Source organism: Methylothermaceae bacteria B42 (assembly GCA_001566965.1).
Classification (GTDB): Bacteria; Pseudomonadota; Gammaproteobacteria; order Methylococcales; family Methylothermaceae; genus Methylohalobius.
The window spans coordinates 438,841-456,747 of the sequence record LSNW01000032.1 but is presented as its reverse complement, the minus strand read 5'-3'; the positions used below and the strand labels follow the sequence as shown (position 1 = coordinate 456,747).

Annotated in this window: 16 protein-coding genes; 6 read left to right on the top strand and 10 right to left on the bottom strand. The window is 51.6% G+C overall.

The annotated features are described in order from the left end of the window. Window positions 1-3: 3 nt before the first annotated feature. The 3 genes from AXA67_13305 to AXA67_13295 all read right to left on the bottom strand — a co-directional run bounded on the left by AXA67_13305 (window position 4) and on the right by AXA67_13295 (window position 4,057). Complete coding sequence (locus AXA67_13305) at window positions 4-1,188, bottom strand: hypothetical protein (GenBank protein ID KXJ40012.1); 1,185 nt, start codon at window positions 1,186-1,188, stop codon at window positions 4-6. Between the two features lie 29 nt (window positions 1,189-1,217). Further along, entirely contained in the window at window positions 1,218-2,687 is a 1,470-nt protein-coding gene (locus AXA67_13300) for a glycosyl hydrolase family 57 (GenBank protein ID KXJ40011.1), read from the bottom strand. A gap of 173 nt (window positions 2,688-2,860) precedes the next feature. After that, on the bottom strand, window positions 2,861-4,057 hold the full coding sequence (locus AXA67_13295) for a glycoside hydrolase family 57 (protein ID KXJ40010.1): 1,197 nt from the start codon (window positions 4,055-4,057) through the stop codon (window positions 2,861-2,863). Between the two features lie 182 nt (window positions 4,058-4,239). On the opposite strand from AXA67_13295, the gene AXA67_13290 reads away from it, so the two are divergent. From AXA67_13290 to AXA67_13280, 3 genes are all read left to right on the top strand, one after another. Continuing rightward, window positions 4,240-4,545, top strand: coding sequence for a hypothetical protein (locus AXA67_13290; GenBank protein ID KXJ40009.1), 306 nt, complete (start codon window positions 4,240-4,242; stop codon window positions 4,543-4,545). A 24-nt stretch (window positions 4,546-4,569) separates the two neighbouring features. Next, window positions 4,570-6,999, top strand: a complete 2,430-nt coding sequence (locus AXA67_13285; protein KXJ40008.1) for a hypothetical protein — start codon at window positions 4,570-4,572, stop codon at window positions 6,997-6,999. A 121-nt stretch (window positions 7,000-7,120) separates the two neighbouring features. Beyond that, on the top strand, window positions 7,121-8,227 hold the full coding sequence (locus tag AXA67_13280; GenBank protein KXJ40007.1) for a hypothetical protein: 1,107 nt from the start codon (window positions 7,121-7,123) through the stop codon (window positions 8,225-8,227). Between the two features lie 165 nt (window positions 8,228-8,392). Here AXA67_13280 and AXA67_13275 read toward each other — a convergent pair whose 3' ends face one another. Next, window positions 8,393-8,677, bottom strand: a complete 285-nt coding sequence (locus AXA67_13275) for a hypothetical protein (GenBank protein KXJ40006.1) — start codon at window positions 8,675-8,677, stop codon at window positions 8,393-8,395. Between the two features lie 143 nt (window positions 8,678-8,820). Here AXA67_13275 and AXA67_13270 point away from each other — a divergent pair, with 143 nt between their 5' ends. Together AXA67_13270 and AXA67_13265 are read left to right on the top strand one after the other, a co-directional pair. After that, window positions 8,821-9,066, top strand: coding sequence for a prevent-host-death protein (locus AXA67_13270; protein ID KXJ40005.1), 246 nt, complete (start codon window positions 8,821-8,823; stop codon window positions 9,064-9,066). After that, window positions 9,063-9,467 carry a twitching motility protein PilT gene (locus tag AXA67_13265; protein KXJ40004.1) on the top strand — a complete coding sequence of 135 codons (405 nt, stop codon included), beginning with the start codon at window positions 9,063-9,065 and terminating at the stop codon, window positions 9,465-9,467. The genes AXA67_13270 and AXA67_13265 overlap by 4 nt, the downstream gene beginning before the upstream one ends. On the opposite strand, the gene AXA67_13260 is transcribed toward AXA67_13265, so the two are convergent. The 5 genes from AXA67_13260 to AXA67_13240 all read right to left on the bottom strand — a co-directional run bounded on the left by AXA67_13260 (window position 9,461) and on the right by AXA67_13240 (window position 14,294). Continuing rightward, the gene (locus AXA67_13260; GenBank protein ID KXJ40003.1) at window positions 9,461-9,970 is read right to left on the bottom strand and encodes a hypothetical protein; all 510 of its coding nucleotides are present in this window, start codon (window positions 9,968-9,970) and stop codon (window positions 9,461-9,463) included. The two genes, AXA67_13265 and AXA67_13260, sit on opposite strands and share 7 nt — an antisense overlap. Window positions 9,971-10,009: 39 nt before the next feature. After that, window positions 10,010-10,663: a cytochrome C gene (locus AXA67_13255; protein KXJ40002.1), complete on the bottom strand. Its 654-nt coding sequence runs from the start codon at window positions 10,661-10,663 to the stop codon at window positions 10,010-10,012. Window position 10,664: 1 nt separating this feature from the next. Then, window positions 10,665-12,287: a cytochrome C oxidase subunit I gene (locus AXA67_13250; protein KXJ40001.1), complete on the bottom strand. Its 1,623-nt coding sequence runs from the start codon at window positions 12,285-12,287 to the stop codon at window positions 10,665-10,667. Further along, on the bottom strand, window positions 12,284-12,805 hold the full coding sequence (locus AXA67_13245; GenBank protein KXJ40000.1) for a cytochrome C oxidase subunit II: 522 nt from the start codon (window positions 12,803-12,805) through the stop codon (window positions 12,284-12,286). Before AXA67_13245 ends, AXA67_13250 begins: the two co-directional genes overlap by 4 nt. 319 nt (window positions 12,806-13,124) lie before the next feature. After that, the gene (locus tag AXA67_13240; GenBank protein KXJ39999.1) at window positions 13,125-14,294 is read right to left on the bottom strand and encodes a hypothetical protein; all 1,170 of its coding nucleotides are present in this window, start codon (window positions 14,292-14,294) and stop codon (window positions 13,125-13,127) included. Window positions 14,295-14,819: 525 nt separating this feature from the next. Between AXA67_13240 and AXA67_13235 the strand changes: the two genes are divergently transcribed. Then, window positions 14,820-16,040, top strand: coding sequence for an argininosuccinate synthase (locus AXA67_13235; GenBank protein ID KXJ39998.1), 1,221 nt, complete (start codon window positions 14,820-14,822; stop codon window positions 16,038-16,040). Window positions 16,041-16,084: 44 nt separating this feature from the next. Here the strand turns inward: AXA67_13235 and AXA67_13230 are convergent, their stop codons facing one another. After that, on the bottom strand, window positions 16,085-17,032 hold the full coding sequence (locus AXA67_13230; protein ID KXJ40192.1) for an AAA family ATPase: 948 nt from the start codon (window positions 17,030-17,032) through the stop codon (window positions 16,085-16,087). Between the last annotated feature and the right edge of the window lie 875 nt (window positions 17,033-17,907).

The following is a 17,907-nucleotide window of genomic DNA, read 5'->3' as shown; positions in this document are numbered from 1 at the left end:
AATTCAGGCTGTTTCGGCTGGCTGTACGCGATTGTCTTCAGGTTTTCCTCTTTTGTCTTTTAAGAACCCGGCGATGGCGTCGGCGCCACGTTGCGCCGCCGTACTATCGGTTTCGGTGCGGAAAGTATAGGCAAAGGCTTGTTTTTGCCTGGGTAGAAATTCTGGCTGGAGCGAAAAAGTTTTTTCCAGGGCCGGCCGTAGTTCTTTGTCAATATCATTTACCACTTGTCCCAAAGTCCAATGGAAATAGAAGGGATTGCCTCGCCAATCTACTTGATGCCCATTGAGGAAAATACAAGGTCTGGGTTCCAGCAGGAATTCGTAAACCTGACTGCTGACATCGCCTAAATAGATATCGGAAGATAGCATATAGGTCATGTCCGCCGAGGCTGGGCTGCCTAGATCGATGTGAATATTAGGCATGTTTTTAAACTTTTTCGGCAAATAGGCTCCGTGGCGAATGCGGCGTTTGAACAAAACCACATGAGGCGCAAAAATCAAGTTGTAGTCGCGATTGTCGGCGAAAAATTCGAGCACCTGGATTCCCATCGGTTGCCAGGAGGAAACCCGCTGATCGAAGTGGGGGTTGTAGACAACCACAGGGCGGTCGTTATGGAAAAACTTTTTCCGTTGTTTCCGCAAACCTTGAATGACTTCAAACTTGGCCCAGCCGACTGAGGCATAGGTTCCTTCACGTAATAGATTCAGTTCGCCAAGCCGGTCGACATATTTTTGCCCGGGCAGCAAGGTGAAATCAAAAGCGCCGGAGCGATCGTCAAAGCCGCCTTCCCGGTCTCCAGCACCGTGGCGGGTGTGGATCATGATCAGTTTGTCCAGACCATATTGGGTGCGCAGTTTCATGCAGTGACGCTCCGGGGCTACCAATACGTCCAGGCTGCGGAAGAAGTCAAGATTGTTTTTCAGAACTTCCTTTTTGCGTTTAAAGGACCATTTGGAAATCAAAGGATCGATCAGTTGATAATGCCAGGGAGGCGATAACTTGATGAATTGGCAGCGGTGGCCGGGATAAAGGCTGGCAATTTCTTTTACTAGCGCCATTTCTTGCTCAGACGCGCAAGCAATAATGACCTCGTGTTGTGAATATCTACGGGATAACTCGAAAGCGTAAGGTGCCGCATGGGGAACCTGGTGAGTGGCGTAATGATTAAACAGAAATCCGATTTTCATTGAGGAATAGCCATGGTTGGGTAATGATCCTAGAATTCTTTTTCCAAAATTTCCCGGGCGCGCCGGCAGAGTTCACGGCCATAGTCCACCCAGATGCCCTGTCCCCAATAACGGAAGCAGCTGGTTTCGCACACCATTAGATGGAACAAGGCTTTGCGGTAGCGGGGATCGCTGGTGGGAATACCGGGTTTGATGACTTTTTCATAGAACAGGGCGCTGACTTCATCCATGGGTTGGAGCAGGTCGTCATAGCCTTTGACCCAGGAAATATCATCGGTCCAACTGCCCCCTTCCATGTGGAATTCGTGATTTTCTTGACGCAGTTGTTCGATGACCTTTTCCAGTTTTTCCGGGCCCTCGCCGGGTTGGAAGCGATCCCAGAGCAGTTTCTGGTTTTTGGGTTGAAGCGCGGGAAGGTCTTGTTCTTGAATGCCGAGAGAAAAAATATACTCGAGATACTCGCTGACATTGACGACCGGCGTGCGTGAGCCGCTGGCCTCGCGAATGACTTCCATGTATTTTGGCGGAAATTCATTCATCATCACGCCGCCGTTTTCGCCATCGGCAATCTGGGTCACCAGGGGCGGTATCGAATGGCCTGCGAGGGTTTGGCGGCTGAGTCCCTTGGCTTCGTAGTAAGGCTGCATTTGCGCCACCAATTTGGTGTCGCTCCCCTGGGTTTTGATGATGGCGATGATTTCCGCGGTTTCTCCCTTGCTGTTGCGGCACACTAGGCGATGGGGCAGGTGTTTGTGCTCCGGCCCCCAGCCATTGTCAGGCTGCTCTACCGTGTGTTCTTGCACTAACACCCATTGAAAGCCGCAGTCTTTCAGGGTTTTGACAAATTCGTAGGCGACATCGGGTTGATTGGGCAGGGCCATTTCCGGCGGTGAAAATCCCCGTACCCTGGCTACGGCTTCGAGACCAAAAATAGCGGCGAAGTGATGCTGCCAGGCGCGAACGTGAAGGCGAAAATCCTGGACCGGCGTGGAAGGGGCGACCGCATGGCCCCAGGCCGTGCCCAACCATTCGGCGCCGTGTTGGGTATGGGGATCAGTCGCCAGAGGGATCAGGGCGTCAAAGACGTCGTGCAGGCCCATTTTTCTCAGGCCATAAAACAAAGTGCCTGAATAGTCCAAACCAGCCCTGGGTTGCTTGCCTTCGCCAAACAGTTGAGGAATAAACTCACCCATGCGCTTGTAACACCAATGAAATACCGGTGCATTGTGGTTATCCCCAATATCCTGGTGCTCCATCATATATTGGAGATTGCTGATGATTTCGGCGGTCTGCAGGTCGTCCCCGCCGGCCGGAATCAAGGGTTGGTGCATGTGCAGGGCGATGGCGCATGCGCTTACCACTTGGTCGAAATCGATGCCGCTTTTGCCTAAATAAAGGGTATCGCCGGCGTGTTTTTCGATGCTGGCTTGTACCAGATCCTCACTGCCGCTGATATTGGGCAAACCGTCAATGATTTCTGGTAATTCGTTTTGGCTCATGGTGTGTGTTCTCCTGATTGATCGCAGGTTTTAATGAAATGATGATTAAGTTGGTAGGGTGCGCTTAGCGCACCATGGAAGGCGCATACGATACTCCGTACCTATATCGTTAACCTGATGTGTGAATATTTTATAAAGCGTCGCGGTGTTTGGAAGTCTTTGAGGAAAGACGGTTATGCTGTGTCCGATTTTACCCAGGGTCTGGCTTGTTCCAGCGTTTGCCGGGCGGCTTCTAAATCCTTTTCCGCCCTTTCCACCCAGGCTTCTCCCCAGTAGAAATGACAACTGGTTTCCGCCCGCAAAAGATAGGTCAGACTTTCTTCCAGAACATCCTGAAGCGGCGGCGTGTTTTTACCAAGTTCACCGGCACGCCAGCGCAGATCATGAAATTGTTTGCTGAATTCCCGAATGGCTTGGAGACCGTCTTTTTGCCGCTGTGAACCTGTCCACTGGGTGAAATCCCGGCCATGGTGCCAGCCGGTATTCCAGGCACCGGTACGTACCCGGACTTCACCGTGGACGCCATAGCGATCCAGGTAGTCACCAATAAAAATAGGTTGGGGAGAACTTTGGTGGGTGCGGGCTCTTTCTAGTAACGGAATATAGAAGGCATCCCAAAAATTCGCTCCTTTAGTGACATTGCGGAACCATCCGCCATTATCGCCATCGGTGCAGGTAGTCACCAGGGGCGGGGCATCGCACCAGCGGGTGCGTCCTTCCACTTCGCGGCAAAACCAGTCCACTTCCATGCCCGACTCCTGGGCATTGGACAGATCCCGGTCGCGGACAATGACGATAATTTCTTCGCCTTCATGACGGGCGATATGAGGGCGGTAGAGGAGCTGCGGCCACTCCATCGGGGTTACTGGCTCCACGTGTTCGCTGTCCACCAATACATAGCGGTAACCCATTTGTTTCAAGAAGGAGATTAGCTCCATGCAAAATCCCATTTCAGGTGGCCAAAAACCTTGAAAATGCTCACGCCAGAACAAATGACGGCCTATGTTCAACCAACGCTCTAGGTGTTCTTTACGGTCGGCTTCGGGAATCAGCGGCAGGACCGGATGGTAGTAGCCGGTCCCCAGAATTTCGAACAACTGGGTATTTTGAAAATGCCACAGCAAAGTGCCGGCATCCACCGCGCCGTACACCATTGATTGAAAGGAAGGATCGGCGAGGGTTTCCAGTAATGTTCCGGATAATGACAAATGGACCCGGGCAATATCTTCATAGCCCCACAGGCTCCTGGGAATGCGGTCCATGGCAAAAAGAATTTCCTTGGCTTCCCAGCGGTTGTGGTGCCAGAGGTCAGTCAAATTGCTGGTCGGTTGATGGAGGTTAAGAACAAGCGCGTGATAAGGGGGTGTCATCGATAGATAATGAGTTCAAGATGAGTGAAAAAGCCTTGGACAAACCAAGACAGTGAGTGCAAAATTGCGATTGGACAAAATACCAAGTAATGACGTTCCTGTAAAACGCATTAGAAAATTGTAATTTTCTAGGGTATGATGCAAACTCCAATACAAAGTTCGTTGAATGGGAGGAAGAAACAATGAAAACATTTTCTATTCTAGTCGCGTCAGCATTCGTGGGGGTAGTATCGGTAGCCCAAGCGGCCGATATCGAGGCAGGCAAGGCAAAAGCGGCTGCTTGCGCCGGTTGTCATGGTGCTGACGGCATCGCCACCAAGCCTTCTTACCCCAATCTGGCGGGACAGAATGCCGAGTATCTGGTGGCTTCCATGATGGCCTATAAGACCGATGCCCGCAGCCATGCAGTGATGAAAGCCATGGTTTCCGGACTCAGTGACGAAGATATAGCCAATATTGCTGCCTATTACGAAAGCTTGAAAAAATAGCAGGGCGTATGGCGGCTGCCGCTATTGTCTGATCATCCAACCCAGAGAGGTGCGGGAACACCAAAGGAGCGCATGATGAAAATCCGATCCGCTTTTTTTCATTGGCTGGCGTTTGCGTTGATTTATCCAGGCATGGCGGTGGCCATGCCTGAAACGCAAAAGCCCAAAAACGACTACAACATTACGATTAATTATGAGCTGGGCATGCATTGCACCGGTTTTGATTTTTCCTATTGTTGTATTTTGCCCCCTTACAATTCAATCCAGAGTCAGGTGGTCAAAACCGGCAAGGGACCTTACGACCTGCCCAAACTGTTAGGCGCCGATCCCAATGATCCCACAGTACTGGTGGATGGCAAAAAACGCATGAAGCTGGAATACGGTCATGTGGATAATACCTATTCGGAAGGGGCCAAACTCTATTACTGGACTGTTCCCTACGACGTCAATGGCGATGGCAAATACGGCGCCAATGAAAATGTCGCCAATGCCTATTGGACCCATCTTTATGTTTACAAGGACTTAACGGGGGCCAATCCCAAAAACACCAGCAAGGATAGCGAAAAGAAGCGGGTAGGGCTGGAGATTCCGGTGCCGCTGGATAACGGTCCTGCCGGTGCGGCGGTTCCCAGTCCAATGAAAGGCGGTCATCTCCATTACACTGGGGATACCGGCACTATTGTCTTCACTAAAGCGCCGGTACTGGATAATGTTCCCATTGTGCTGACCAATCCCGGCATTTGGGATGCCTTGGGGCTGCCACTGACGCCTTTCAACGATAGTACCGTCACCAAAAATCCCTTGACTATCGTAGAGAGCGATATTCGCCCTTATCAGGAAGCATGGGTCAAGTTGGTGGACGCCAAGACCGGGGAGCCGATTTTGGACAGTCATACGGGCAAACCCGTTATGTTTACTGGTACGAATCCCATTGATGTGCCCAACTGTGCCAATTGCCATGCCAACGAAAACGCCAACGGCAAGAAATATACCTTGTACAAACGGGAATTTGCTTTCTGGAAAGGCATGAATGCCAGTGATTATATCGCCAGTTTGAAAGCGACTTCCGTTTCCATCCTGCAAATTCACGATGCCAAGCATGGGACTAACTTTATTGCCAAATACAATCCTGATAGCCGTTCTTTGAGTAATCGCCTTGGCCGGGATCCGGTGCTGTGCCAAAAGTGTCACGCCGATAATGTGATCGGAGTGCTGCAATCGAAGGGTATTGCCGAGGCATTGACCGGGCAAAAATCCCCTGCCGATGTGCCCTTGCCCCCTTTAAGCGAAGCATTGCATACCGCGCATCAACAGGTGCGGCCGTTGCCGGATTCCCTGGGGCGCACGGGTACCTGCGCGGGTTGTCACCCGGCCCACCGCCAGGATGGGTCCTTGGATGGCTATCCGATCACACCACAGGGCACCAATCATTATGCCGACGCCGATAACCGTGACACCAAGGGCGGATGTTTTGCCGGCCGCGATGTCCATTCCAACCCGGGCAAGGATAAAGACGGGGTGGAAACGCCAGAACACCTCAACGCCATTGGTAAATGGCTGCAAGCCAATGTTTCCCAGATTGGCAATGGCAAGGGGGGCAAGGGATTGTGGTGTACCAACTGTCACAACCAACTGTCACGGGAACTGTATCAACGAGACAATATTACCCACGCCTTCCGTCAGGAAGGGGAAACCTTGCGTAACAAGTCCCTGGAGGCCATTGCCCTGGCCATTGGCGTATCCGAAAAGGAACTCATCGAGCGATACATTGATCCCAAAGTCGTGCTGGACAAAAATGGCCACGATACCCCAGGGAAATCCGGGATTCTGGCAACCTGGGCCAAGGAACGCACGGTTGCTGATATCGCTGTGATTGCCATGAAAGGCGGAAATCCTTTGATTCATAAAGATGAGGATGGCGATATCAACGTGACGATTCTCTCCGCCAATCCCAAAACCGATCCCAAATCGTTGAAATTGCCGAAGGGTGCTGACGATGCTCTGGCGGTTCCTTACGATGCTGCTGATCACGGCCGCGATTATTGGTTGGCGCCGGGAGAACCTCACTGCGCTGATTGCCATGAAGCGCCGTTTGTGGAAGGCCAGGGAGGCGTGGCGTTTCCCATCAACCAACCGGGGAAATATAGCTTGATGCGTTATTCCAAGGGGCATTCCGGGCTGGCGTGCCAGGCTTGCCACCAGTCCATCCATGGGCTGTATCCGGTGACCCCAAGGGTGGATACCACCACCTATAAACAGGCGCCGCAATACAATCCCGATGGCAGTCATGGGCCACTCAAATGCGCTTCTTGCCACGAAACCAATGCCAAGGGTGTGCCGCTATTGGCTGAGGGTATGACCTGGCAAGGCAAGAAGATTGGCGATGATTTTGATGCCGCGGTTGCCTGGATGCATGCCAATGCGCCGGATTTGGGCGGGAAAAACCCAAGGTAAAAACTGGTACCAGTTTTTACAGGGAGTCTTTTCTTTACGAAGGCGTAAGGGATCAAGAGTGTCTTGAATTCAAGGCACTCTTGAACTCTGTTATCCTGCTTACACCCATATCGAGAAGCGTATGAACCGCAAAATTTCTTTGTTATTTTTCGTCGTTTTTAGCACTTCTGCCTGGGCAGGAGTCATTGTGACGGTGGGTGGCCGGCCGATTACCGAAGATCTGTTGGAAAAAACCCTCCAATCCTCGCCATTCGCCACCCAATTTCCCACCCTGGATGCTGATGAACAGGCGAGCCTGCGCGGCGATTTGCTGCAACGCTTGATTCATTTCCAGGCGCTGGGACTGGAGGCGGAAAGACTCAAACTGGATCAGACACCTGAGTTCAAGGCGGAAATCAAAAGTTTTGAAGCAGGTCTTTTGGCCCAACGCTATCTTCAACAACTCCGGGAGCAAATCACCATTCCCAATGATCAGGAGCAACGTTGGCGAGACACCTTAGGTATGGATCTGGATGCCCTTTCCGCTGCCCGGGCCGTTTACATCTCCCGCCAATACAAAGCGCGCAAGGAAGATAAACTGAATGAGCTCAAGCGCCGCTTTGGGGATTTGAGCGAAACGCAGTTGTTGGCAAAAGGGGCCCTGGAAGCTGGTATTAAGGTCAATGAACAGGTAAACGGTTTCAGGCGGGAGTTGCTGGTGTCTTCTTTACTCAAACATAAGGAAAAGGAATGGATTCCCGATGAGTCGGTTTTGCGCGATTATTATCAGCGCCATCCTGAGATTGGAAAAATACCGGAGCGGCGCCGGATTGGCCAGATTGTCGTGGCAGATCGTAAGTTGGCAGAGATGCTCAGGCATAAGATCCTGGCGGGGGAAAGCCTGTTCAAACTGGCCAAGGAATTCAGCATCGACCCTTACGGCCGAAAGAATGCCGGAGATATGGGGTGGATGAAGGAAGGCAGTGGCATGCCTGCAATTGAAAAAGCATTGGCGACCTTGCCGGATAATACCGTCAGTGAGGTCATTCAAACCCCGCGCGGTTTTCACTTGCTCATTATTACGGACCGCAAGCCAGGCCAACAGAAAGCTTTTTCCGCTATCAAGGACAGGGTCAAGCGAGCTTTTCTTGCTGAGAAAATGCCTGCTTTCTTGGAACAGGTTCTTTCCCGTTACCCAGTGCAATGGCATAGTGCGCGAAAGGGCGACGTTAAGAACTTAGCCCAATAAGGGTTTTGGAGGAAGATCCTTAGGAATCGCTGATTTATTCGTCATTTCGGGCGAAGCGGAGCGGAAACTCGGACTCCAGTGCTTTATTTTCAATGGGTTATAGATTCCCGCTTTCGCGGGAATGAAAATTGTGAATTAATCAGCGTTTCCTTAGCGGTGCGCGGGTCAATTTGCTTTTTTAGATGGCAAAAGCCATTGCCTTCTTACCCACCAAGTAGCCAAAATCCCCAGCGCCGGCCCCATATAGTGGACGATTGCGCCAATGGTGATGCTTTTGTGGTGTAAATCGGCCATGAAGCCGATATCCGTCACAATGGTCCATAAAAACAATATTCCGTAATAGACGCCCACGCCAATGGCGGCCCATTGAACAGGTTCCTTACCGGGCGCCTTTTGGGCGCTGGTAAAGAACCAGACGGCGACAGCGATGGCAATTAAACCTCCCAGCATGACATCCTCTTCTGATGTTTCTTAAATATTCTCCAACATAATAACCATGGAAGCGTAGATACGGAAAATAAAAATCTCTTGTTGGCTTTTTAAAAGCAGAAACATGATAAACTAAGTTCGATTGGTTTAGTTGGAATCATATCATGAAAACCGTTAACATGCATGAGGCGAAGACCCATCTCTCCCGCATTGTCGAAGAGGCAGCCAAGGGCGAAACGATCATTATCGCCAAGGCCGGCAAACCCATTGCAAAACTGATGGCGCTGGATGCCCCGGAACCGGGTCAGAAAAGGCGGCTTGGTTTTTTATCAGGGCAAATCAAAGTGCCCGAAGACTTTGACCGCATGGGTGAGGAGGTCATTGAACAACTTTTTAACCGGGAAGCGTGAAGCTGCTGTTGGATACGCACGTCTTGCTCTGGGCCGCTGGCATGCCAGAGCGGTTGCCTGATTGTGCAAGACTGCTTTTGAAGGATGCAGGCAATGAGTTATGGTTCAGCGCCGCCAGTATGTGGGAGATTGCGATTAAAACCGGCTTGAATCGGCCGGATTTTCAGGTGGATTGCCGGGTGCTGCGCCGTGGGTTATTGGATAATGGCTATGAGGAGCTGCCGGTTTCCAGCCGTCATGCGGTGGAAATAGGGCTATTGCCGGCAATCCATAAGGACCCTTTTGACCGCATGCTTGTGGCTCAGTCCCTGGTTGAGGGCGTTACTTTGCTCACTGCCGATAAGCAGGTTGTCCGCTATCCCGCACCGGTGCTTCATATTAACGATATTCAGATTCAATGAACGGGACTTTGGAGCAAAGGTAATACTACGAGCTCGAAAGCTTCGTCGTCGAAGACGCCTACTCGCTGGAAAACCATCGTGCCATCCCGGTCAATCACCACCGTATAAGGTAAAACCCCGGGACGATCGCCCCACTGTTGCAGCAGGGTGACCGCTTGTTTGGCGGGAGCGTGAAGGATGGGATACGGGAGATTCAAGGTGCGGGCCACATTAGCCAGTTTGGCGGGGTCGTCCAGACCAATACCGATGACCTGCAGCCCTTGGCCGCCGTATCGTTTTTGATAATCCACCAGATGGGGAAGTTCAATCTGGCACGGACCACACCAACTGGCCCAGAAGTTGAGCAGGATGACACGTCCATGCCAATCATAGAGATTATGTTGTTTTCCCTGTAAATCAGGGAGCAGTAAGGGAGGCATGTCCCAGGCATTGGTGGCGGGGGCAGGGTGAGCAACCCAAACTGTTAAAAGACTAAGAAAAAGTAAAATCTTTTTGGAAAGCATGGGGAACACGGGGCAGGGTGACTGCCCCGATTATCTGAGTCAGGGTTGCAGGGTAGAATAATATTCCGCCAGTCCTTCGATTTCCTCATCAGTGAGCTGTTCGGCGATCAGGCGCATCCTGCGATAGATATCATTGTGGCGGATGCCGGTTTTGTAATCCTTTAGCACTTGCTTTAAAAATTCAACCGACTGACCGGCAATTCTAGGCGTGTCGATTTTTTCCCCTTCGCCATGGGCGCCATGACAGGCATAGCAAGGGGGAATTATCCGCTTGCTGTCCCCATGGATAACCAGGGGCATGATCTTCTCAAAGTCCTTTTCGCCAGTGCGTTCCCGGACAGGTGGAGGGAGCTGTGCGTACCAGGCGGCCAGGTCAGCCATGTCCTGATCACTCAGGCCACTGGCGAAATTCTGCATCAGGGGGTTCTGCCGGCTACCATCCTTGTAATCCCTCAGTTGCCGGTACAGGTAAGTAGGCAACTGCCCCGCCAGGGAAGGGAAAGCCGGGTTGGTGCTGATGCCTTCGCTACCATGGCAACTGGCGCAAGTCTCGGCCAGTTGCTTGCCTTTTTCGGGATTGCCACTTTCCACCAGGTTCAGTGTTTCCGCCGTCCAGGCAACTTTGCTGGAAGGTTCCGCCTGGATTAACCCGGTCGCCAGCAGACAGCTGAGTCCAATTATCCATTTTTGCATGTCAGTACCCCCAGGGAATTGAATCGAAAGTATCCATGAAAAAGAATTGGGCGATGGGAATGCCAAAACTCGCCAGCATATAAACCGCAATCACGATATTCCAAAGCTTGATGTTTTCCACCCAAGGGGGCATGTCTTCCGGCTGATGGATGGGCTGGGAATACTCAGGTTCCACATTTGTCTCCTGCTCTGAATTGACCTGAGTTTTCACGAGGATATAAATGAAAAGACAGGCCGATCCCAGGAGGATGGCGCCACCAATAACCATGAACAATTCATAAGGATCCCAGGCCAGGGTAAGTAAACTATTATAGGTGACACTGGAGATTCGCCGGGGTTGTCCCAGCATTCCCAGAATGTGCCAGGGGGAACTGAGGACAGTCATGCCAATGAACCAGGTCCACAGTTGAATCAAGGCTTGGGTATTGGAATAAAGTTTTTTGCCCGTGATCTTTGGCCAAAGGTGGTAAGCAATGGCAAAATACATGATCACGGTGGTTCCCGCAAAGATTAGATGGAAATGCCCCGGTACCCAAGCGGTATTATGAACCATGGCGTTCAAGGCGTAGCTGGCGTTGACGATGCCGCCGAAGCCCCCCAGGACTAACATAAGAAAGGCCAGAATTGCCGCCAGTACCATGGGGTTGCGCCAGGGTAGGGCGCCGATCCAGCCAAACAGTCCTTTGCCGCCATTGAGGCGGCCGGCAATTTCCATGGAAGCTAATACCGTAAATCCCGTTACCAGGGTGGGGACCGCGACAATGAAAGTTCCCACGCCATGCATTAGCTTCCAGCCCGCGGCTTGTTCGGGATCCATGTAAAGGTGATGAAATCCAATGGGGAGGCTGAAGACCAACAGTCCCAGAAATGCCAGCCGCGCCATCTCGTCACTGAAAAGGTATCCACCGGCGGCTCTTGGTACGAAACAATACAAGGCTGTATAGGCGGGTATCAACCAAAAATAAACAATGGGATGCAAGGTCCAGGCAAACAATGTGCGAGCAAGGCCCGGATCTATGGTGTCGCTCCATCCCAAGGCCCAAGGAATGAGCTGAAATACCACCTCCATGGCCACACCGGCACTGGTCCAAAGCCACAGCAAGGCGTTAGCGACGGTGGCGAACATGGCCAACGGCAGCGGTTGATCAGGATTATCCCGTTTCCATTGTACGGCCATGATTACCATGATGGCGCACCATACCCATGAACCCACTACCAGGAGAGCCGCGCCGATGTAAAAGGCGGGGTGAGCCTGGATAGGCGGGTAGAAGGTGTAGAGAACAGAGGCCTTTCCGGTGAGCAGCGGAATGGCCGCCAAGACAGTACCAAACAAAGTGATGGCAAATCCCGCCCAAGCGATGGTGGGCTTCCAGATGGGCCGTTTCAACGTGGTGGCGGCAGTGTAATAGCCAAAACCCATGATGAAAAAAGTGGTCAGGACGTAAGCCATGAGTACTCCATGGGTACTGACCGAGGTGAAGTATAGTTTGGGAGATTCCAGGAAATCAAACAGTCCGCTGCGCTCCAGTACCTGGAAGAAGCCCATGAAGCAAGCGAGGATGAAGGCGGCGAAGGCCACAATCATATTCCAGGCGCTCAAACGTCTAACTTGAGTGTCTATCATGACTTACCTCCTTGGTTTGGGTGTTCGCGCTCCCAGGTTTGTTTGGCCACAATGGTGACCTTACTCCACATGAAATCATGACCGGTTCCGCAATATTCGTTGCACAGTAGCGGATAGTCACCGGGCTTGGGGAAGACAGTGGTTACCTGCGCCACGAACCCTGGAACTACCATAGTACTCATATTGGTCATGGGCATGTGGACCCCGTGCAATACATCAATGCTGGCCCAGCGGAAAGTGACGGGTGTATCGGCGGGAAGGGTAATATGGCGAGGGAAAAAGCCATAGCGGCCAGCTACCATGGTTACCCTGATGGTGCCGTCGGGATTGATTTTGACGCCTAAATTATCTTCGGCAAACTCTTCACTCAAGTGCAAACGGGCGGAATCGATGGTTTCCACGTTACTCGGTGGATGAATGCCTGGAATCAAAGCAGTGAGAAAAATTGCCCCCAGGAATAGTCCCACCATGCCAAAGGCAATGTAGAGCCATTTTTTTTCTAATGGATCGATATGCATGATTCACCTCATTGAACGCTGCCACGGGGAATGAAGACCCCGAAATAGAGGAATAACCAAGCGACGGCCATCCCGATGCCAACCATGAGCATCAGTGCCCAGGTGCCTTTGGGTGGGGAATTGAGTATTTGCTGCTTTTCTTTTTCGCTGAGTGGTTGGCCCATGACAAATCCTCCTCGCAGATGTGAAAATCAGAGTTTGCTAAAATTATTCAAAGAAATCAAGCATTGATACGTTTTTTTTTTGGAACTTTTTTACTGGGAAGAAGAACGGTTGCGACAGTCCGATTTAGGGATGAAGCAGGGATGAGCCATCTTATTCAAGAACTGATTTGTTTTGCCAGAATCCACGCTTGAATGTAATGGCTCAAATTTTGTAGTTGCCCAGCCTGGCAGATCTCAATACCTAAGTCGCGAGCACGGCGGATGTCAGCCTCGCGCATGGGTAAATAGCTGACAATCATCCCTTGGCAGTGCAAGCCTCCAAACAATTCCTTGAGCGTATCCAATTTATAGATGGCTTCCGCGCCCGGGCCTTCGGAGGGTTTTTTAACAGGAAAGCGGCGGGTTTTGCATTCGATCAGATAAAGCCGATTATTGGCCAGCAAAGCCACATCCAATTCGTTCTCTATTTTTGCTGTGGCTGTGCCTCGTGTAATTTTCAGATGTTGCTTGACGTCCTGGATGATGGGTAACTGTTGACGCAGTTTGACCACTTGCAGATAGACGTACTGTTCCAGCCATCCGCCATTGACAAAAGCACGGGCGGTTTCATCGGGAAAGATAAGGCAGGCGTCTTTGATTTGCAGCACGCCAGCGTCTTCAAAGCGGGTGAGAAGTTTAGTGAAAGCTGGCCATTGCAAATGGTCCCGTTGCAGAGGAGGGGAGATGAGCGTTTCTTCGGCCAAGGTTGCGTACCAATTAAGCGTGGCGATGACTTGCCCATATTGCTGGATTTCTTGGATCAAATGCTCCGTGAGTGCCTGATAAGCGGGGAGGATGCCGCTACTCCCTTCAGATTTGATTTCTGCGCCATAGGCCATTAGAAAATGGCGTAGTTTGATTCGATCCTCCAGTTGATGGCTGGGCAAGTGTTGAGGATGGAGCCAGTACAATTCATCGGTAAAAGGGTGGACATAGAATACCGGGCATTCATAGGCGCGGAAGGCTTCGAAGGCGGCAATGCTCATCGGTTTGGTGCCCCCTGTCGCGTTGAGCGCCGGCAGTGATGGTGTCTGTTCCAGTAGCGACATAAAACGCTCGAGCAGATGTTCCACATCCCAAGCGTCATCCACCTGCCAGGTATTCACTTTTACGCCCGCCGCTTGCTTCAAAACGCGGCTCAGCCAAAGGGCGCGTTGATTCATATCCGGGCTTACCACCAGCGTCACTTCAGTAGGCCGGAGGGTTCTGTCCAGCGCCGGGGTTATATTGGGAGCAGCATCTTCTGAAACCAAATAGACGTGATGGGGAATAGATAGAGTTTTCATTCAAAACAAGTGGCTAATAGATGATTGTTAACGATGTACAAGCAAGCATGGTGTTGCAATCCAATTCAGTAGCACTTGGCACCCAGGGTTCCGTCATCTATTCAAGCCGGGGTATGTGGTCTGCTTCGAAAAACGCCGTAAATACGTCCCTGTAGGCTCCACGCCGGCCTCCCTGCCGGCGAGGCTTTCGAATCAGACCACCTACCCCTTCAATCAATCTTATACGTGCTTAAATGACGTGGTCCTGGCTTGGAGCCATGTCTTCCCTCTGGCGCTGCAAGTTTCCGATATAATAAAACCTAAATTCTGCAAGTATTTCGGCATTCGGCTGCCAAATCAAGTATTTATGCTGCGTTGACTGCACCCATTTTATGCTCGAAGTAGCGCTGCTGCTCCTGTGCGAAAATTGGCTTGCCGCCTTGTCTAAAGCCTTGCTTGACACCCTCGGTGCTCGAATCACTTGCAAAATTTAGGTAAAGCAATATGAAATCCAATTATGACCCAAGCATTAAGGCATAGAAAACCATGGCGGAAAAAATAAATAAAGTCGTATTGGCCTATTCCGGAGGATTGGACACTTCGGTAATTTTGAAGTGGCTGCAAGAAACCTATAACTGCGAGGTTGTCACCTTTACCGCCGATATCGGCCAGGGGGAAGAGCTGGAACCAGCCCGGGAAAAAGCCAAGCTTCTCGGTATCAAGGAAATTTATATCGATGATTTGCGGGAAGAATTTGTGCGGGATTTTGTTTTCCCCATGTTCCGTGCCAATACTATCTATGAGGGCGAATATTTGCTTGGCACTTCCATTGCCAGGCCGCTGATTGCCAAACGCCTGATTGAAATCGCCAATGAAGTGGGCGCCGACGCCATTTCCCATGGCGCGACCGGGAAAGGCAATGACCAGGTACGTTTTGAGCTAGGCGCCTACGCCCTGAAACCCGAGATTAAAATCATTGCCCCGTGGCGGGAATGGGATCTCAACTCCCGGGAAAAATTATTGGCTTACGCCGAGAGGCATGGTATTCCCATTGAAATGAAACAAGGCAAATCATCGCCTTACTCCATGGATGCCAACTTACTGCATATTTCCTATGAAGGAGGCATTCTGGAAGATCCCTGGGAGGAACCGGAAGCATCCATGTGGCGCTGGACAAATTCTCCTGAACAAGCGCCGGACGAGCCCGAAGTGCTCGAATTGACCTATGAAAAAGGCGATATCGTCGCCATCAATGGCCAATCCATGTCCCCCGCCGAAATCTTGGAGACCCTTAATCAAATTGGCGGCCGGCATGGGGTGGGGCGTCTGGATATCGTTGAGAATCGCTACGTGGGGATGAAGTCCCGCGGTTGTTACGAGACACCGGGCGGCACCATTATGCTGAAGGCCCACCGGGCGATGGAATCCCTTACCCTGGACCGGGAGGTTGCCCACCTCAAGGATGAAATCATGCCCCGCTACGCCACGTTAATTTATAACGGCTACTGGTGGAGCCCAGAGCGCAAGATGCTGCAAACCATGATAGACGCGTCTCAGCAGACCGTAAACGGTACAGTGCGGCTCAAACTCTATAAAGGCAATGTACAAGTGGTAGGGCGGCGTTCTGAAACCAACAGTTTGTTTGACCCAGGGATAGCCACCTTCGAGGATGATGAAGGTGCCTACAATCAAAAAGATGCCGAAGGGTTTATCAAGCTGAACGCGCTGCGTCTTAGAATTGAAGCGCGCAAGGGAATGAAGTTTTGAGATAAAGAAAAAGGGCCGGATATCCGGCCCTTTTATTGGATTGCTCAGGTAATCCCGTATTTATTCATCCGGTATAACAAGGTATCCCGGCTGATGCCCAGCAAGCGGGCCGATCGGCTGCGGTTACCCTGGGTGCGGGAAAGGGCCTGACGGATCAGGTCGATTTCCACTTCTTCCAATGACAGGCCGGTATCAGGCAGGGTGACGGGCGTGTCTTTGCGTTTTTTGTCGGCGGTGATTTCGGCAGGGAGATTCTCCGGCTCGATGGTGCGGCCCGCCAAAAGAATAGACAACCGCTCGCATACATTGCGAAGCTCCCTGACGTTGCCTGGCCAGTTGTAATTCTGTAATGCCCGCATCGCATTTTTAGAGAATTTTGCCGGTTCCAAACCATGGGAGTCGGCGGAGCGCTGCATAAAATGATTGGCCAACAAAATGATATCTTCCTTGCGTTCGCGCAAAGGCGGAATTTCCAGGGGCACCACATTCAACCGGTAATAGAGGTCCTTGCGGAATTCCCCGGTTTCGATTTTCTTTTCCAGATCCGCGTTACTGGCGGCGATGATGCGAACATTGACTTTTTCGGTTTCGGTAGCGCCAACCGGCTGACATTCTCCGGTTTCAAGAAATCTAAGGAGCTTGGCCTGGAGGTTTTGGGGCATGGAGTCGATTTCATCGAGAAACAAGGTGCCCCAGTCCGCAGCCTGCAGCTTGCCCAGTTGATTGCTGGTGGCACCGGTGAATGCCCCTTTGCGGTGGCCGAACAGCTCTGATTCGGCCAGGGATTCAGGGAGCGCGGCGCAATTGATGGTAATGAACGGCATGTCGGCTCGGGGGCTGGATTGCTGCAGGGCGCTGGCGAGTACCTCCTTACCCGTCCCGGTTTCGCCAGAAATCAGCACCGTCACATCGGTTGCCGCCACCATTTTGGCGCTGCGCAGAAGCGCCTCGAAATTCGGCGATTGGCCAATGAGCGATTTAAACTTTTCCATCAGATCCACCCCATTTTTCTTTATTTGTTGCATAACCAGTGGATTGAGCCCTGGGAAGGCTGCCAGCACCGCCAGTAATATCAGTATCAAACCGGCAAACTGTCTGAAGCGGCGCATTCTGGCCAATTTTGTCATCCAGTTCGTCATTATACCCACCCCCATTACGGCGGGTAAAGTCCCGGCGCCAAAAGCCGCCATGGTCAAGGCACCCCGTTCAGGATCCCCACTGGTAGCGGCCAAGGCCAGAGCGGAATAGACTAATCCACAAGGGAGCCAGCCCCAAACCATGCCGAACAAGAAAGCCTGGGAAAGGTTGGTGACGGGGATAAGATGCCGGCCGATGGGTTCAATCTTACGCCACAAGCGGGCACCGATTCTCTCCAGGTAGGCAAAGCGGGGAAACCATCCAGCCAAATAAAGGCCTGCGCCCGCCATGATGGCAGCGGCTATGATTTGCAGAATTCGGTGTCCTTGTCCTTCCCCCAAAGGCAGTTCTAGGACATAGCGCAGGCTACCGGCAATCACCCCGGCAAGGGAATAACTTAAAATGCGCCCCAGGTTATAACTCAGTACAAAAGGCGTGAGGGTGCGCTTGTGTTCCCTGATTTCCCGGCTGAGACTGAGAGTGAGGGTGCCAATGATAGAGCCGCACATCCCCAGGCAGTGGAAGCTACTGAACAGGCCCATCAAAAAGGCAACGATGAAGATTGGGTCCAGGTTATCTAAAAAAGACATAGTCACAAACCATATCACAAAGCCGGTGATAGGGGAGGGTGAGACCGGAAAAGGTGTGTGATATCACACAGTTGTTGTGGCATATCACGCAGTAAAGAGGAAGTAAAAGGCTGGCCTTTTCTGGATTAACTTTTTAAAAC

Coding starts and splice junctions, on each gene's coding strand:
- AXA67_13305 (KXJ40012.1), bottom strand. CDS start 1,188: ATGAAAATCGGATTTCTGTTTAATCATTACGCCACTCACCAGGTTCCC.
- AXA67_13300 (KXJ40011.1), bottom strand. CDS start 2,687: ATGAGCCAAAACGAATTACCAGAAATCATTGACGGTTTGCCCAATATC.
- AXA67_13295 (KXJ40010.1), bottom strand. CDS start 4,057: ATGACACCCCCTTATCACGCGCTTGTTCTTAACCTCCATCAACCGACC.
- AXA67_13290 (KXJ40009.1), top strand. CDS start 4,240: ATGAAAACATTTTCTATTCTAGTCGCGTCAGCATTCGTGGGGGTAGTA.
- AXA67_13280 (KXJ40007.1), top strand. CDS start 7,121: ATGAACCGCAAAATTTCTTTGTTATTTTTCGTCGTTTTTAGCACTTCT.
- AXA67_13275 (KXJ40006.1), bottom strand. CDS start 8,677: ATGCTGGGAGGTTTAATTGCCATCGCTGTCGCCGTCTGGTTCTTTACC.
- AXA67_13270 (KXJ40005.1), top strand. CDS start 8,821: ATGAAAACCGTTAACATGCATGAGGCGAAGACCCATCTCTCCCGCATT.
- AXA67_13260 (KXJ40003.1), bottom strand. CDS start 9,970: ATGCTTTCCAAAAAGATTTTACTTTTTCTTAGTCTTTTAACAGTTTGG.
- AXA67_13255 (KXJ40002.1), bottom strand. CDS start 10,663: ATGCAAAAATGGATAATTGGACTCAGCTGTCTGCTGGCGACCGGGTTA.
- AXA67_13250 (KXJ40001.1), bottom strand. CDS start 12,287: ATGATAGACACTCAAGTTAGACGTTTGAGCGCCTGGAATATGATTGTG.
- AXA67_13245 (KXJ40000.1), bottom strand. CDS start 12,805: ATGCATATCGATCCATTAGAAAAAAAATGGCTCTACATTGCCTTTGGC.
- AXA67_13240 (KXJ39999.1), bottom strand. CDS start 14,294: ATGAAAACTCTATCTATTCCCCATCACGTCTATTTGGTTTCAGAAGAT.
- AXA67_13235 (KXJ39998.1), top strand. CDS start 14,820: ATGGCGGAAAAAATAAATAAAGTCGTATTGGCCTATTCCGGAGGATTG.
- AXA67_13230 (KXJ40192.1), bottom strand. CDS start 17,032: ATGGAAAAGTTTAAATCGCTCATTGGCCAATCGCCGAATTTCGAGGCG.